Origin of the sequence: Streptomyces cavernicola (assembly GCF_029968035.1) — a bacterium.
GTDB classification, from domain to species: Bacteria; Actinomycetota; Actinomycetes; order Streptomycetales; family Streptomycetaceae; genus Streptomyces; species Streptomyces cavernicola.
Genome location: NZ_JASCIQ010000021.1, coordinates 52,804 through 65,682 on the forward strand (window position 1 = coordinate 52,804; position 12,879 = coordinate 65,682).

Annotated in this window: 12 protein-coding genes and 2 pseudogenes; 6 read left to right on the forward strand and 8 right to left on the reverse strand. The window is 72.8% G+C overall.

The window, feature by feature from the left end; genetic code table 11:
* Nucleotides 1-35 precede the first annotated feature (35 nt).
* From QIS96_RS20500 to QIS96_RS20510, 3 genes and pseudogenes are all read right to left on the reverse strand, one after another.
* A complete protein-coding gene (locus QIS96_RS20500) occupies nt 36-1,727 on the reverse strand; it encodes a serine/threonine-protein kinase (RefSeq protein ID WP_282544115.1) in 1,692 nt (563 codons plus the stop codon).
* A 31-nt stretch (nt 1,728-1,758) separates the two neighbouring features.
* Nucleotides 1,759-1,956: a hypothetical protein gene (locus QIS96_RS20505; protein ID WP_282544205.1), complete on the reverse strand. Its 198-nt coding sequence runs from the start codon at nt 1,954-1,956 to the stop codon at nt 1,759-1,761.
* Nucleotides 1,957-2,033: 77 nt separating this feature from the next.
* Nucleotides 2,034-2,189 (reverse strand): annotated as a pseudogene (locus QIS96_RS20510) (diiron oxygenase); the annotation flags it as partial.
* A 516-nt stretch (nt 2,190-2,705) separates the two neighbouring features.
* On the opposite strand from QIS96_RS20510, the pseudogene QIS96_RS20515 reads away from it, so the two are divergent.
* Both QIS96_RS20515 and QIS96_RS20520 read left to right on the forward strand, forming a co-directional pair.
* Nucleotides 2,706-2,945: pseudogene (locus QIS96_RS20515) on the forward strand (ABC transporter permease); the annotation flags it as partial.
* On the forward strand, nt 2,942-3,916 hold the full coding sequence (locus QIS96_RS20520) for an ABC transporter substrate-binding protein (protein WP_282544116.1): 975 nt from the start codon (nt 2,942-2,944) through the stop codon (nt 3,914-3,916). The pseudogene QIS96_RS20515 and the gene QIS96_RS20520, both read left to right, overlap by 4 nt.
* A gap of 12 nt (nt 3,917-3,928) precedes the next feature.
* Here the strand turns inward: QIS96_RS20520 and QIS96_RS20525 are convergent, their stop codons facing one another.
* The 4 genes from QIS96_RS20525 to QIS96_RS20540 form a co-directional block, all read right to left on the reverse strand.
* On the reverse strand, nt 3,929-4,603 hold the full coding sequence (locus QIS96_RS20525) for a hypothetical protein (protein ID WP_282544117.1): 675 nt from the start codon (nt 4,601-4,603) through the stop codon (nt 3,929-3,931).
* A gap of 152 nt (nt 4,604-4,755) precedes the next feature.
* A complete protein-coding gene (locus QIS96_RS20530) occupies nt 4,756-5,427 on the reverse strand; it encodes a LutC/YkgG family protein (protein ID WP_282544118.1) in 672 nt (223 codons plus the stop codon).
* Nucleotides 5,424-6,917 carry a LutB/LldF family L-lactate oxidation iron-sulfur protein gene (locus QIS96_RS20535; RefSeq protein ID WP_282544119.1) on the reverse strand — a complete coding sequence of 498 codons (1,494 nt, stop codon included), beginning with the start codon at nt 6,915-6,917 and terminating at the stop codon, nt 5,424-5,426. The genes QIS96_RS20530 and QIS96_RS20535 overlap by 4 nt, the downstream gene beginning before the upstream one ends.
* A complete protein-coding gene (locus QIS96_RS20540; RefSeq protein ID WP_282544120.1) occupies nt 6,914-7,669 on the reverse strand; it encodes a (Fe-S)-binding protein in 756 nt (251 codons plus the stop codon). Before QIS96_RS20540 ends, QIS96_RS20535 begins: the two co-directional genes overlap by 4 nt.
* Nucleotides 7,670-7,855: 186 nt before the next feature.
* Between QIS96_RS20540 and QIS96_RS20545 the strand changes: the two genes are divergently transcribed.
* The 3 genes from QIS96_RS20545 (at nt 7,856) to QIS96_RS20555 (ending at nt 11,148) form a co-directional block, all read left to right on the forward strand.
* Entirely contained in the window at nt 7,856-9,157 is a 1,302-nt protein-coding gene (locus QIS96_RS20545) for an alpha/beta fold hydrolase (RefSeq protein WP_282544121.1), read from the forward strand.
* Nucleotides 9,158-9,516: 359 nt separating this feature from the next.
* Nucleotides 9,517-10,251: a PIG-L deacetylase family protein gene (locus tag QIS96_RS20550; RefSeq protein WP_282544122.1), complete on the forward strand. Its 735-nt coding sequence runs from the start codon at nt 9,517-9,519 to the stop codon at nt 10,249-10,251.
* Between the two features lie 63 nt (nt 10,252-10,314).
* Nucleotides 10,315-11,148, forward strand: a complete 834-nt coding sequence (locus QIS96_RS20555) for an enoyl-CoA hydratase/isomerase family protein (RefSeq protein ID WP_282544123.1) — start codon at nt 10,315-10,317, stop codon at nt 11,146-11,148.
* Nucleotides 11,149-11,161: 13 nt separating this feature from the next.
* Here QIS96_RS20555 and QIS96_RS20560 read toward each other — a convergent pair whose 3' ends face one another.
* Nucleotides 11,162-12,064 carry an SDR family oxidoreductase gene (locus QIS96_RS20560; RefSeq protein WP_282544124.1) on the reverse strand — a complete coding sequence of 301 codons (903 nt, stop codon included), beginning with the start codon at nt 12,062-12,064 and terminating at the stop codon, nt 11,162-11,164.
* Nucleotides 12,065-12,194: 130 nt separating this feature from the next.
* Here QIS96_RS20560 and QIS96_RS20565 point away from each other — a divergent pair, with 130 nt between their 5' ends.
* Nucleotides 12,195-12,830, forward strand: a complete 636-nt coding sequence (locus tag QIS96_RS20565; RefSeq protein WP_282544125.1) for a helix-turn-helix domain-containing protein — start codon at nt 12,195-12,197, stop codon at nt 12,828-12,830.
* Nucleotides 12,831-12,879 lie beyond the last annotated feature (49 nt).

A 12,879-nucleotide genomic window follows, 5' to 3' on the forward strand; every position in this document is an offset into this window, starting at 1 on the left:
GGTCAACTGTCCCAGTTGGGCCGGGAGTTGTGGCCCTACTCGGAGATCTGCCACAGGGTGAGGGACGTGACGTAGTCCGGCATGTCGCTGGAGAGGCCCTCGTCCGTGCTGGGCACGACCTCGGTGATCCGCAGCATCGCCAGGTTGTTGTCGCTGGTGACCGTGCACAGCACGGTGCCCTCGGTCAGCGTCGTGCCCTTCTCCAGCTGGGCGCCGGGCACGGCGGCGGGCAGCGTGTCCGTGTCGACGCCGGTCCTGCACGCCTCGGGCGTACGTCCCGCGCTCCGCCCCACAGGCGTCAGGAACCGCAGGTCGTGGTCGCTCCAGTCCTGGTAGGTGAGCTCCATCCCCTCGTCCTCGCCGATCTCGCCGTCCGGGAAGACCTTCGGCGCGTCCAGGTCCACATGCGTACCGGAGTTCCAGGCGGGGGCCCGCAGCGTCAGCGGCTTGTCCTTGAACACGGCGGTGTACGTGGGCTGTCGGGGCGAGGCGGGGTCCGACGGGGCGTCGCTCGGTGCGCCCGTCGGGTCGTCGGTCGCCGTCGGCTTCGCGCTGCCGCCGGTCGGCCCGGCCTGCGGGTCGTCGTCCGCGCCCGCGTCCGGCCGCGCGAGGGTCCACGTCACGACCACGGCGAGCGCGACCGCGGCGACCGCTGCGGCGGCGAGCAGCGCGGGCCGGGTGCGGCCGGACGCCGGGGGAGCGGCGGCCGCCGGAGGCGGTGTGGGCGCGGCCCGGGGGCGGGGCGGTGCTGTGACGGTGGGCTGCCCTGCCAGGTGCGCGGCGGTGTCCGGCCGGGTCGGCGTCGGCGGGTGGGCGGCGGCCGCCTCCCGGTGCGCGATCCGCTCCGCGAGGGGCGCGGGCAGCCAGCCGTCGAACGCACGGAGCGGCCGCTCCGCCGCCTGCTCGCACAGCCGGGCCAACTCGTCCGTGCCGATGCGGTCCGTGGGGTCGGCGGTCAGGCAGCGTTCGAGGACCGTGCGCAGCGCCGCCGGGTAGCCGCTCAGGTCCGGCGGCGTGCGGTCGGTGTTGGCGATGCGCACCCCGAGCGCGGTCGCGCCGCCCTCGCCGTACGGGTGCCGCCCGGTCGCCGCGACCGCCGCGATCAGGCCGAGCGCGAACACGTCCCCGGCCGCGCCGACGGGCTCGCCCAGGGCGTGCTCCGGCGACATGTACTGCGGCGTGCCGATGACGCCGCCGCTGCGGGTGAGCTGGGTGGCGTCGGCGGCCTGCGCGATGCCGAAGTCGATGACGTACGGGCCCGTCGAGCTGAGCAGCACGTTGGCGGGCTTCAGGTCGCGGTGGACGACGTCCGCGGCGTGGATCGAGCCGAGTGCCTTCGCCGTACATCCGACCAGCTGCAGGACGGCGGGCAGCGGCAGCGGGCCGTGCGCGGCGAGGGCGTCGGCGAGGGACAGTCCGGGCACGAACTCCGAGGCGATCCACGGGAGTTCACCGGAGGTGTCGTGGTCGACGACCGGCACCAGGTGGTAGCCCTGGACCCGGCGGGCCGCCCGCACCTCCTGCTCGAACCGCCGCCGGAAGTCCGGGTCCTGGCCGTACTCGCGGCGGATCACCTTGAACGCCACGGGCTGCCCGCCCCGCGTGTGCGAGAGGTACACGGTGCCCATGCCGCCCTCGCCCAGCCTGGCCACGAGCCGGTAGCCGGCGCACTCGCGCGGATCGAGGGGGTTGAGCGGGGCGAGTATGTCGTCGATGTGGTTCGTCACGGCAGGTCAGCCTAGGCGACGTGACGGTACGTCAATGACAGGCAGAGGAAGGGGAATTGACGCTGGAACGACGGGGCTGCTGCAGCAGATACGCCTTGCGCCACAGCGGCAGGCCGGGCCCGCCGACGAGCCCCGCGTCCTGCAGGAACGGCATGATCCGCTCGCCGCCGTAGCGCATCGTGCGCCGGTAGTACGGGTTGGCGTGCGCCGTGCGCCAGGCCTCCTCCATGGTGTGGATGCGGTCATGATGTGGATGCGGTTGCCCGTCCGCATCAGCGGCTGCACGGACTCGTCGCCCGCCATCTCCCGCTGCAGCTTGTCGAGGACCTCCTCGGCGACCGGGGTCGAGCCGTACATGGCGGGTCCGTACGCGATGGTCGGCAGGATCCTGGCCAGGCGGTGCAGGTACGCGGGCGGGCCGTACGCCGGGCAGTCGATGCGCTCCACGAGCCGGGCGGACATCGTGACGTGCCCGAAAGCCCCGCGGACAGCCCCTGGGGGCTGCGCCCCCAGGCCCCCGCTCCCCGGGGCTGCCCCCCCTGGACCCCCATCTCGAACGCCGGAGGGGCTGAATTTGGGGCGGCGACACGGGCCCCGACAGGGGCGCGCGGCTGTGACATTTGCGGCTCCGCCGCGTGGGCGCGACCAGCCACGACGGCGCGACAGCCGAACGAACAGCGCCGCAGGCTTTCGGGAAGGGGCGGGGAGGGGAGAAGAACGCACCGAACCCCGCCGCCCCCGCCCCCGTACGGCTCACCAAGACGCGCCTCACCCCCCGCAGCGGGCTGCAATGGACGGGTGACCGCGCCCCCGGACGACTGCCTCGCGCGCAACGAACGGCTCTGCGGCGACTACCTCCGCACCCGCCGCCACCTCCTCACGGACGCCCTCCTCCAACACCTCTCCCTGACCGGGCTGTCCGTCACGATCGCGATGCTCCTCGCCGTCCCCCTCGCACTCCTCGCCCGCCGCTTCCAGCTCGTCAACGGGGTGCGGATCGCGGCCGTCCAGCTCGTCGCCACCGCCACCATCGCGGCCCTCGCCGGAGGCGGCGGCCTCGGCCGCATCATCACCGCGGGCTTCCACCTCGCCTCCACGCCGCAGGTCGTCGCGGGCGCGGTGCTGGTCGCCGTGTTCGCCCTGCTCGTCGAGGCCTGCTTCGAAGTCGGCGAACGCCTCACCCCAGGCCTGGCCCGCAGGAAGGCGGCAACCGCATGAGGGCAGCTCGCGCACGGGCCGCCGGAGCGTTCGCCGGGCTGCTGGTCCTGCCGATCCTGATCACCGGCTGCACCACGGGCCCGTCCCTGGAGGAGCAGGGCGAGGTCACCGCACCGCCCGGCGACAGCCGCAGCCTCACCATCGGATCCGCGGGCTTCACCGAGAGCGACCTGCTCGCCCACATGTACGCGCTGCTCCTGCGCGAGCAGGGCTACCGCACCCAGCTCCTCTCCGTCGCCAACCGCGAACTGTACGAACCCGCCCTGGAGAACGGCCAGATCGATGTCGTGCCCGAGTACGCGGCGACCTTCGCGGACTGGCTGAACGCCAAGGCCAACGGCCCCGACGCGAAGCCCGTCGGCTCACCCGACCTGACGGCCACCATGACCGCCCTGCGGAAACTGGCCGCCGCGCGCGGGCTCACGGTCCTCGACGCGGGCCGCGCGGTCGACCAGAACGCCTTCGCCGTCACCGCCGCCTTCGCGCAGGAGCACGGCCTGAAGACCCTCGGCGACCTGGGCCGCACCGGGCTCCCCGTACGCCTCGCCGCCGGCGACGAGTGCGTCCAACGCCCGTACTGCAAGCCGGGGTTGGAGAAGACGTACGGCATCAGGATCACCGCCGTCGACCCCAAGGGCGTCGGCACCACCCAGGCCAAGCAGGCCGTGCAGAACGGCCGAGACCAGATGGTCCTCACCACCACCACGGACGCCACCCTCGACACGTTCGGCCTCGTACTCCTGCAGGACGACAAGCACCTCCAGAACGCCGACCACATCGTCCCCGTCGTCAACCGCGCCCGAGCCGGCGACCCCCGCGTGGCGAAGGCCCTGGGAAAGCTCAACTCCGTACTCACCACAGCCGACTTGACCGCGCTCAACCGCCAGGTCGACAGCTGGCGCCGCCTGCCGGAGGACGTGGCGGAGGCCTACTTGAAGGAGAAGGGGCTGCTGCAGGGCGGGCGGTCCTAGGCCGGACACGACCTAGCCGAGCTTCGCTGCGACTGCCCGTACGAACTCGGGGCCCACGTCGTCACGCCAGGCAGTGGGAGTCGCGTCCATCCGGCCCTCGAACGTCGCGGTGGTCTGCCCGCCGACCGTGAACATCAACGGACCCTTGCGGCAGGTCCAACTGTCCTCCAGGCCACCGTCGTTGGCGCAGCCGTCGGTGCCGAAGCGCTGGTGGGAGACGGGGGCGGCCTTGTCGAAGTAGCGGGCGATGAGCTCGGGGTCGGCCACGGCGTCGACCCGAACCCACACGCGGGTGGCCGTGAACGTCTCGCCCGGCAGTTCCATGACGTACTCGCACCTGCCGTACGTGGCGTTCTCGCTCTCCTTCCACGAGGAGTCCGCGGCGAACTCCTTGATGGAGGGCGTGTAGACGCCGAGCGGCGGCTCTTCCCGGATCTCCTCGGCATCGGGAAGGATCGCCTCGACGTCCTCCTGGGTCACCAGGGCACACGCGTTCGGCCACCGGTCGGCGGCCAGGATCTGGCCCTTCTCCAGCGGGTCCACATGGACGTCCGAGGTCGGCTTCGGGGCTTTTCCGACGCTGGTCTCGGTGGCGTCGTCAGCGATCCGGAGTGTCGTCCACGCGGTGCCGGCGATCAGCAGCCCGGCGGCCAGGGCGATCCAGGAGATGCGGTCCTTTTTCTTCACAAGGACCGATCCTGCCCAACGTACCCTCTCCAAACGTCACTTGGGCCGGTACTCCGACCGCGCCCCAGCCCCTACGCACCCGAAACCGACTCGAACCCGACCTCTCCCCGTCCGACCCCTCGCGCGTCCGCGTCGACCGAGCGGCGGAGACCTCAGGCGCCGCTCAGCAGAACCACCTCCAGGGTGCGCGGCCCGTGCACCCCCTCCACCCGGTCCAGCTCGATGTCGCTGGTCGCGGACGGGCCCGAGATCCACGTCAGCGGCCGCACGGGATCGAGCCGCTGCAGCGCCTGCGGCACGGACGACACCACCTGGTCCGGGACGCGTACGACACAGATGTGGTGGTCGGGCACGAGCGTGCTGCGGCGCCGGCCCTGATCGGGCGAGCCGTCCAACACGATCGTGCCGGTCTCGGCGACGGCCACCGCGCAGCCCGTGACCACACTGTCCACCTCGTCCAGCTGCTGCGGCGTCAGCTCCGCCCGGTCGTGCACCCGCACCGGGTCCGCCGCCTTCAGCCAGGACGCGTCGAGACCCGGCGGTACGACGACGCTGCGCGCGCCGCGCACCGCGAGGAGCCGCGCGAGCAACTCCGCGAGCCCGTCCGCGTCGCTGCGGTGCACGATGGCCCGGTAGTCGGCGAGGTTCTCCGCCAGCAGCTCGACGGTCTCCTCGGTACTGCGCGCGCCGTGCTCCGTCAGATACGAGCGGTCGACCGGCTCTTCCGCACCGGGGGCGCCGGAGCCGCCGGGGCCGTCTGAGGCGCCGGGGGAGCCGTTCAGCGCCCTGCGGATCCGGTTCAGGATGACGTCCCTGCTGCTCACCTGTCTCCTCCCGTCTCGCCGCGCGTACGCCGCCACCAGTCACGGAACGGCTCCGCGGGCACCTTCGGCACGGCCCTGCTGTCGCTCCACGCCCGGCCGGGCCCCGGCAGCCGCCGCGGATGGAAGCGGCGGGTGCGGGCGGCGAGGCGCTGGCCCGCGGCGAGCGCGCCCGGATGCGTGAACGCGAAGGCGGCGGCGCGCATCGCGGCCCGCTCGGCGGCGTGCCCCTTCGCGGGCTGCAGCGTGACCTTCGCGCCGCGCCGCGTGACCGGCCCGCCCTGCACCACCCGCTCCCGCAGATGCACAAGCACCTCCGGGATGTCGATCGCGACCGGGCACACCTCGTAGCAGGCCCCGCACAGCGACGAGGCGTACGGCAGCGAAGCATCGATCTCGCTTGCCGTGCCCCGGAGTTGAGGGCTGAGGATCGCCCCGATCGGCCCCGGGTAGACCGAGCCGTACGCATGCCCGCCGGCCCGCTCGTACACCGGGCAGACGTTCAGGCACGCCGAGCAGCGGATGCAGCGCAGGGCCTGGCGGCCGACCTCGTCGGCGAGGGTGTCGGTGCGGCCGTTGTCGAGCAGGACGAGGTGGAAGTTCCGCGGCCCGTCGCCTTCTCCGGTGAGACCGTCCCTCGTCCCGGTCCACATCGACGTGTACGGGTTCATCCGCTCGGCCGTCGACGAGCGCGGCAGGGTCTGCAGGAACACCTCCAGGTCCCGCCAGGTCGGCACCAGCTTCTCGATGCCGACGACGGAGATCAGCGTCTCGGGAAGCGTCAGGCACATCCGCCCGTTGCCCTCGGACTCGACGACGACGAGCGTGCCGGTCTCGGCGACCATGAAGTTGGCCCCCGATATGCCGACCTTGGCGCGCAGGAACTTCTCCCGCAGATGAAGGCGTGCCGCCTCCGCGAGCTCGGCGGGCGTGTCCGTGAGGTCGTCGGGCGCGGGGCGGCCCCACTCGCTCATGGTGCGGGCGAAGATGTCGCGGATCTCGCCCCGGTTGCGGTGGATCGCGGGGACGAGGATGTGGCTGGGCCGGTCGTCCCCCAACTGCACGATCAACTCGGCCAGATCGGTCTCGTACGCGGTGATGCCCTCCTCGGCGAGCGCCTCGTTGAGGCCGATCTCCTGTGTGGCCATCGACTTGACCTTGACGACCTCGCGCTCGCCGGTCGCCCGTACGAGCCCCGCGACGATCCGGTTGGCCTCGTCCGCGTCGGCCGCCCAGTGCACGGTGCCGCCCGCGCGGGTCACGGACTCCTCCAACTGCACCAGATACCGGTCGAGGTGACGGAGCGTATGATCCTTGATCTGCTTGCCCGCCTCGCGCAGCCGCTCCCAGTCCTCCAACTCGGCGACGGCCTTGGCGCGTTTGGCGCGGATGGTGTGCGTGGCGTGCCGCAGATTGCCGCGCAGGGTGGTGTCCCGTACGGCGTCGTGCGCGGCCTTCGGGAAGGCGGGCATGCCGACGAACGTATGTGTCACGTGAGTTGCTCCTCTTCCGTGCTCGCCAGGATCTCCGCGATGTGCACCGGCCGCATCCCGCTGCGCAGGCGGGTCATCGTGCCGCCGATGTGCATCAGGCAGGAGTTGTCGGCCGCGCACAGCACCCCGGCCCCGGTCGACTCGGCCGCCCGCACCTTGTCGAGCCCCATCGCCGCCGACACGTCCGGGTTCTTCACGGAGAACGTGCCGCCGAAGCCGCAGCACTCCTCGGCGCCCGGCAGCTCGACCAGTTCGAGGCCGCGCACCTGCGCGAGCAGCCGCGTCGGCCGCTCGCCGAGGCCGAGCGAGCGCAGCCCGTGGCAGGTCGGGTGGTACGTCACCTTGTGCGGGTAGTACGCGCCGACGTCCGTCACGCCGAGCACGTCGACGAGGAACTCGGTCAGCTCGTACGTCTTCGGCACCACGGGGGCGAGCGCCCGGGTGAGGGACTCGCCGCGGCCCTCCGCGCGGGCCCGCGCCCCCATCCGCGGGTACAGCTCCCGCACCATCGCCCCGCACGAGCCGGACGGCGTCACGATCGCGTCGTACCCGGCGAAGACCTCCGCGAAGTGCCGGGCGAGCGGCTCGGCGCCGTGCCGGTAGCCGGTGTTGTAGTGCGCCTGACCGCAACAGGTCTGCCCCGAGGGGAAGTCGACGTCGACGCCGAGCCGCTCCAGGAGTTTCACCACGGCCCTGCCCGTGTCCGGATAGAGAGTGTCGTTGACGCAGGTCAGGAACAGGGCGACACGCATGCGTCTCCTTCCGCGACGATCATCGGATGTGCCGCAGCGTACGCGTGCGGGCGGGCGCTGGGGAGGAGTCGGACGGGATCGTTCCGCGTCGCGGAGCCGTCGTTGTCGCGGGGCCGTCGTTCCGCGGTGCGAGGCGATCGCGCCGCGTTGATACGTTGCAGGCCGCCGCAGAAGTAAGGAGCCCCCTTGACCAGCTACCGTCAGCCCGGCGTCGTCCTCACCGACCACACCTTCGACGTACCCCTCGACCACGCGAGGCCCGACGGCGAGCGGATCGAGGTGTACGCGCGGGAGGTCGTCGCGAGCGACCGGGCCGACGCCGAACTGCCGTGGCTGCTCTACCTGGAGGGCGGCCCCGGCTTCGGGGCGCGCCGCTTCGTGGGACGGCAGGCGTGGCTCGGCCGCGCGCTCAAGGAGTACCGGGTGCTGCTCCTCGACCAGCGCGGCACCGGCCGCTCCACCCCCGCCAACCGCCAGACGCTGCCGCTGCGCGGCGGACCGCGCGAACAGGCCGACTGCCTGGCGCACTTCAGGGCCGACGCCATCGTCCGGGACTGCGAGACGATCAGGGCGCGGCTCACCGGGGGCGCCCCGTGGACGGTCCTCGGCCAGAGCTTCGGCGGGTTCTGCCTCACGCACTACCTGTCCACCGCGCCCGAGGGCGTGCGCACCGCCCTGTTCACCGGCGGCCTGCCGTCCCTCGACGCGCACGCCGACGACGTGTACCGGGCGGCGTACCCGCGCATGCGCCGCAAGGTCGAGGCGCACTACGCGCGCTACCCGCAGGACGTGGAGCGCGCCCGCCGCATCGCCGCGCACCTCGCCGAGCACGGCCCGGTGACGCTCGGCGGCGGCTACCGGCTGACGGTCGAGGCGTTCCAGTCCCTGGGCATCCTGCTCGGCTCCGGCGAGGGCAGCCACCGGCTGCACTTCCTCCTGGAGAACGCGTTCGTCCGCACCCCGGACGGCCACGAACTCGCCGACGCCTTCCGGGAAGAGGCGCACGCCCTCCTCTCGTACGCGGGCCATCCCCTCTACGCGCTCGTGCACGAGGCGATCTACGCCCAGGGCGGTCGGCCCACCGAGTGGTCGGCGCAGCGGGTGCGGGGCGAGTTCCCGGAGTTCGACGCGGAGCGCACGCTGGCGGGGGACGCGCCGTTGCTCTTCACCGGGGAGACGGTGCATCCCTGGCACTTCGACGTCGACCCGTCCCTGGCGCCGCTCCGCGAGACGGCCGAACTCCTCGCGTCCCGCGCGGACTGGGCCCCGTTGTACGACGCGTCGCGTCTTTCGGGGAACGCGGTGCCGGCTGCGGCGGCGATCTACCACGACGACCTGTACGTCGACACGGCCCACTCTCTGGCCACGGCCGAGGCGATCCGCGGGCTGCGGGCTTGGGTCACGAACGAGTTCGAGCATGATGGGGTGCGGGCGAGCGGGGGGCGCGTCCTGGACCGTCTCCTCGCCCTGACCCGCGACGACCTCTGACCCGGGGGCGGCAGCCCCCGGCCCCCTTTCCGGGGCTCCGCCCCGGATCCCGGCCGTCATCCGGCTGCAGCGCCGTTGTGGTTGCTCGCGCAGTTCCCCGCGCCCCTAAAGGGGCACGTCTCGCCGCCCAAAATTAGCCCCTCCGGCGTTTGAGGAGCGGGGGTCTGGGGGCTGGCCCCCAGGGGCCGACGGCAGCCACGCGGCGGCAGCCGCATATCGGACACAGCCGGGAAGGGGCGGGGTGGGGATCCAAAACGGGGTCCGGGGCGGAGCCCCGAAGCGGAGGCCGGGGGCGGCAGCCCCGGGGCGGTCCGCAGGGCCGTCGACCGTGCAGGTCCGCAGGGACATAACCTGCCCCCATGACCGATCAGTTGAAGCCCATGCCCGAGAACTGGCAGCGCGCCCTCGCCGTAGTCGCCCACCCGGACGACCTCGAGTACGGCTGCGCCGCAGCCATCGCGCACTGGACGGACGGCGGGCGAGACGTCACCTACGTCCTCGCCACCCGCGGCGAAGCCGGCATCGACACCTGTCCGCCCACCGAGTGCGCCCCGCTGCGCGAACGCGAGCAGCGGGCCTCCGCCGCCGTCGTGGGCGTGTCGGAGGTCGAGTTCCTCAACCACCGCGACGGCGTCATCGAGTACGGCATCGACCTGCGTCGCGACATCGCCGCCGCCGTACGCCGCCACCGGCCCGAGCTCGTCATCACCCTCAACCACCGCGAGACCTGGGCGGGCGGCGCGTACTGGAACACCCCCGACCACGTCGCCGTCGGCCGCGCCACTCTCGACGCCGTGGGCGACGCGGGCAACCGCTGGATCTTCTCCGAGCTGATCGAGCAGGGCCTGGAGCCGTGGAACGGGGTGCGCTGGGTGGCGGTCGCCGGCTCGGACACCCCGACGCACGCCCAGGACGCGGGGCCCGGCTATGAGCGAGGGGTGCGTTCGCTGCTCGAACACCGTGCGTACATCGAGGCGTTGACGGACGAGGACCCGGAGGCGTACGCGCGCTCGATCCTCGACATGGGCACCTCGCAGGTCGCCGACCGCTTCGGCGGCCGCCCCGCGGTCGGGTTCGAGGTCTTCAGCCGTTGAGCCGCAACCATTAACCTGACGCCGCTTCTTGACGGACCGTCAAAGACGTAAGGGGGCGGCGGCGTGATCGACACCATCGGCACGGACATCCCGGAGGGTGAGGAGCGCCTGCGCCTCCACGTCGAGGACGGCATCGGCGTCCTCACCCTCTGCCGGCCGCGGCAACTCAACGGCTGGAGCTGGGAGTCGACCCGGCAGCTCGGCCTCATGGCCGACCGCATCCGCTTCGACGACTCCATCAGGGCGGTGCTGCTGCGCGCCGAGGGGCGGGCGTTCTGCGCGGGCATCGACGTCACGGCGCCGGGCGGCGCGATCACCGGCCGCTCCCCGGCGGAGCGCACCCGCAACTACTACGAGGGCATCCGCTGGGTGCACGAGCGCTTCGCCGACTTCGCGACGCTGCCGCAGCCCATCGTCGCCGCCGTGCAGGGCTACTGCTTGGGCTTCGGCTTCGAGCTGGCCCTGATGGCCGATGTCCGGGTCGCCGCCGACGACGCGGTGTTCGCCCTGCCCGAGGCCCAGCTGGGCGTGGCCGTGGACGCGGGCGGCGATCTGCGCATCGCCCGCGAGGCCGGCGCGGGCTGGGCGAAACTCCTCGCCCTGACCGGCCGCCGTATCGACGCGGCCACGGCGGAACGGCTCAACCTCGTCCAACTCAGCGTAGAGACAGGTGAGTTGGAGCGCACCGCCCGCGAACTCGCCGTCGAGATCGCCGCCAACGCCCCGCTCGCCGTGCAGGGAATCAAGCGCGACGTCGACGCCTTCGCGGACGCGGGTCTCACCGCCGCCCTCGACCGCACCGCGATGTCCGCCGCCGTCACCCTCACCTCCCAGGACGTCCGCGAGGGGTACGCGGCGAAAGCGGCCCGCAGAACCCCGAAGTTCGACGGCACGTGAGCGAGCGCCACCTTCAGGGCGCGAACGGCCCCCGCCCCAACTGCTCCCGCACCGGCGTCACCGGCGCCCCCACCACGTCCCGCCGCTGCCAGTTCGCCCCGTCCACGACGAGCGTGTGCCCGTTGACGAACCGGGCGTACGGCGAGGCCAGGAACGTCGCCGCCCAGCCCAACTCCCTCGGCGCGCCCACCCGTAGAGCAGGCTGGCGCAGATCCCGGTCGCCGTGCGAGCTCTCCAGGCCCTCCTGGATGTCGGCCGTCATGTCCGCGTGCGGCATCAGGCCTGGCACGAGCCCGTTCACCCGCAGCCCGTACGGGCCCCACTCCACGGCGAGCGTCTCCACCAGGTTCTTCACGCCCGCCTTGGCCGCCGCACTGTGCGCGAAGCCGGGCCCGCCCGTCCACGCGTACGAGGCGCCCACGGCGATGATCGAGGCCGGGGTGCCCGCGGCGAGGTGGCGGCGGCCGAACTCGCGGGTCATGTAGAACGTGCCGTTGAGCGTGATGTCGACGACCGAGCGCCAGGCGTTCGGCGACATGTCCTCGGCCGGTACGGGGAAGTTCGCGGCGGCGTTGTTGACCAGGACGTCCGGGAGGCTGCCGGTCGCCGCGACCTCGTCGACGACGGCCGCGATCCGGTCCGGGTCCCGGATGTCGCACTGATGCATCGTCACCTCGCCGCTGAACGCGCCGAGTTCGTGTTCGGCGGCGCGCAGGTGCGCGGGGTCTCGGCTCGCGATCGCCAGGTCCGCGCCGAGCCGCGCGAACTCCGCGGCCACCGCTTTGCCGAGCCCGGTCCCGCCGCCCGTCACGAGCACCCGGCTCCCCTCGTACGTACCGGGAGGCAGGGCACTCGCGCCGAGCGGGGGAGGGGCGGGCAGTCCGGGGAGTCTTGGCGGGTGCGTCGAGTCCGTCATGGGGCATCGATAGCGGGGCGCGCCGCAAAGGTCCATGGGCGTACGCGAACGGCGCTGTCTCGACGAGGACGGCCCCGCCCCACCGCATGGCCGTCTTGACAAGCCCACTTGCCGAAACTGCAATGACCGCATGACCTCAGAGCCGCAGCGCACCCCGCACGCCCATCCGCACGACGAGCCGCCCGCCCCCGAGGGGACGGAGGACGTCCTCGCCGAGGTCGGCCCCCGGCTCCGTCGGATCCGCAAGGAGCGGGGGGCCACCCTCGCGGGGCTCTCCGAGGCCACCGGGATCTCCGTCAGCACGCTGTCCCGCCTGGAGTCCGGCCACCGCAAGCCCAGCCTGGAACTGCTGCTGCCCATCGCCCGCGCCCACCAGGTCCCGCTGGACGAGCTCGTCGGCGCCCCGCCCGTGGGCGACCCGCGCGTCCGGGCCAAGCCGATCGTGCGCGGCGGCCGCACGATGGTGCCGCTGACCCGCCAGCCCGGCGGCCTGCAGGCGTACAAGGTGGTGATCCCGCAGCTCACCGAGGTGCCGGAGCAGCGCACGCACGAGGGGTACGAGTGGCTGTACGTCCTCTCCGGCAGGCTCCGGCTGCTGCTCGCCGACCATGACGTGGTGCTCGGCACCGGAGAGGCCGCCGAGTTCGACTGCCGCCTTCCGCACTGGTTCGGTCCGGCGGGCGACGGCGGCGTGGAGTTCCTCAGCCTCTTCGGGCCGCAGGGCGAGCGGATGCACGTACGGGCGAAGCCGACGGCGAAAAAGTAGCCGCGGATGCGCTCGGCACGGGTTCCCAGGAGGCAAGCGACCGCTTAGT

Bases quoted from the DNA above. Each gene is read 5' to 3' on its own strand.
- QIS96_RS20505 (WP_282544205.1), bottom strand. From the start codon at position 1,956: ATGGAGGAGGCCTGGCGCACGGCGCACGCCAACCCGTACTACCGGCGC.
- QIS96_RS20520 (WP_282544116.1), top strand. From the start codon at position 2,942: ATGAGGGCAGCTCGCGCACGGGCCGCCGGAGCGTTCGCCGGGCTGCTG.
- QIS96_RS20540 (WP_282544120.1), bottom strand. From the start codon at position 7,669: ATGCGTGTCGCCCTGTTCCTGACCTGCGTCAACGACACTCTCTATCCG.
- QIS96_RS20550 (WP_282544122.1), top strand. From the start codon at position 9,517: ATGACCGATCAGTTGAAGCCCATGCCCGAGAACTGGCAGCGCGCCCTC.
- QIS96_RS20560 (WP_282544124.1), bottom strand. From the start codon at position 12,064: ATGACGGACTCGACGCACCCGCCAAGACTCCCCGGACTGCCCGCCCCT.
- QIS96_RS20565 (WP_282544125.1), top strand. From the start codon at position 12,195: ATGACCTCAGAGCCGCAGCGCACCCCGCACGCCCATCCGCACGACGAG.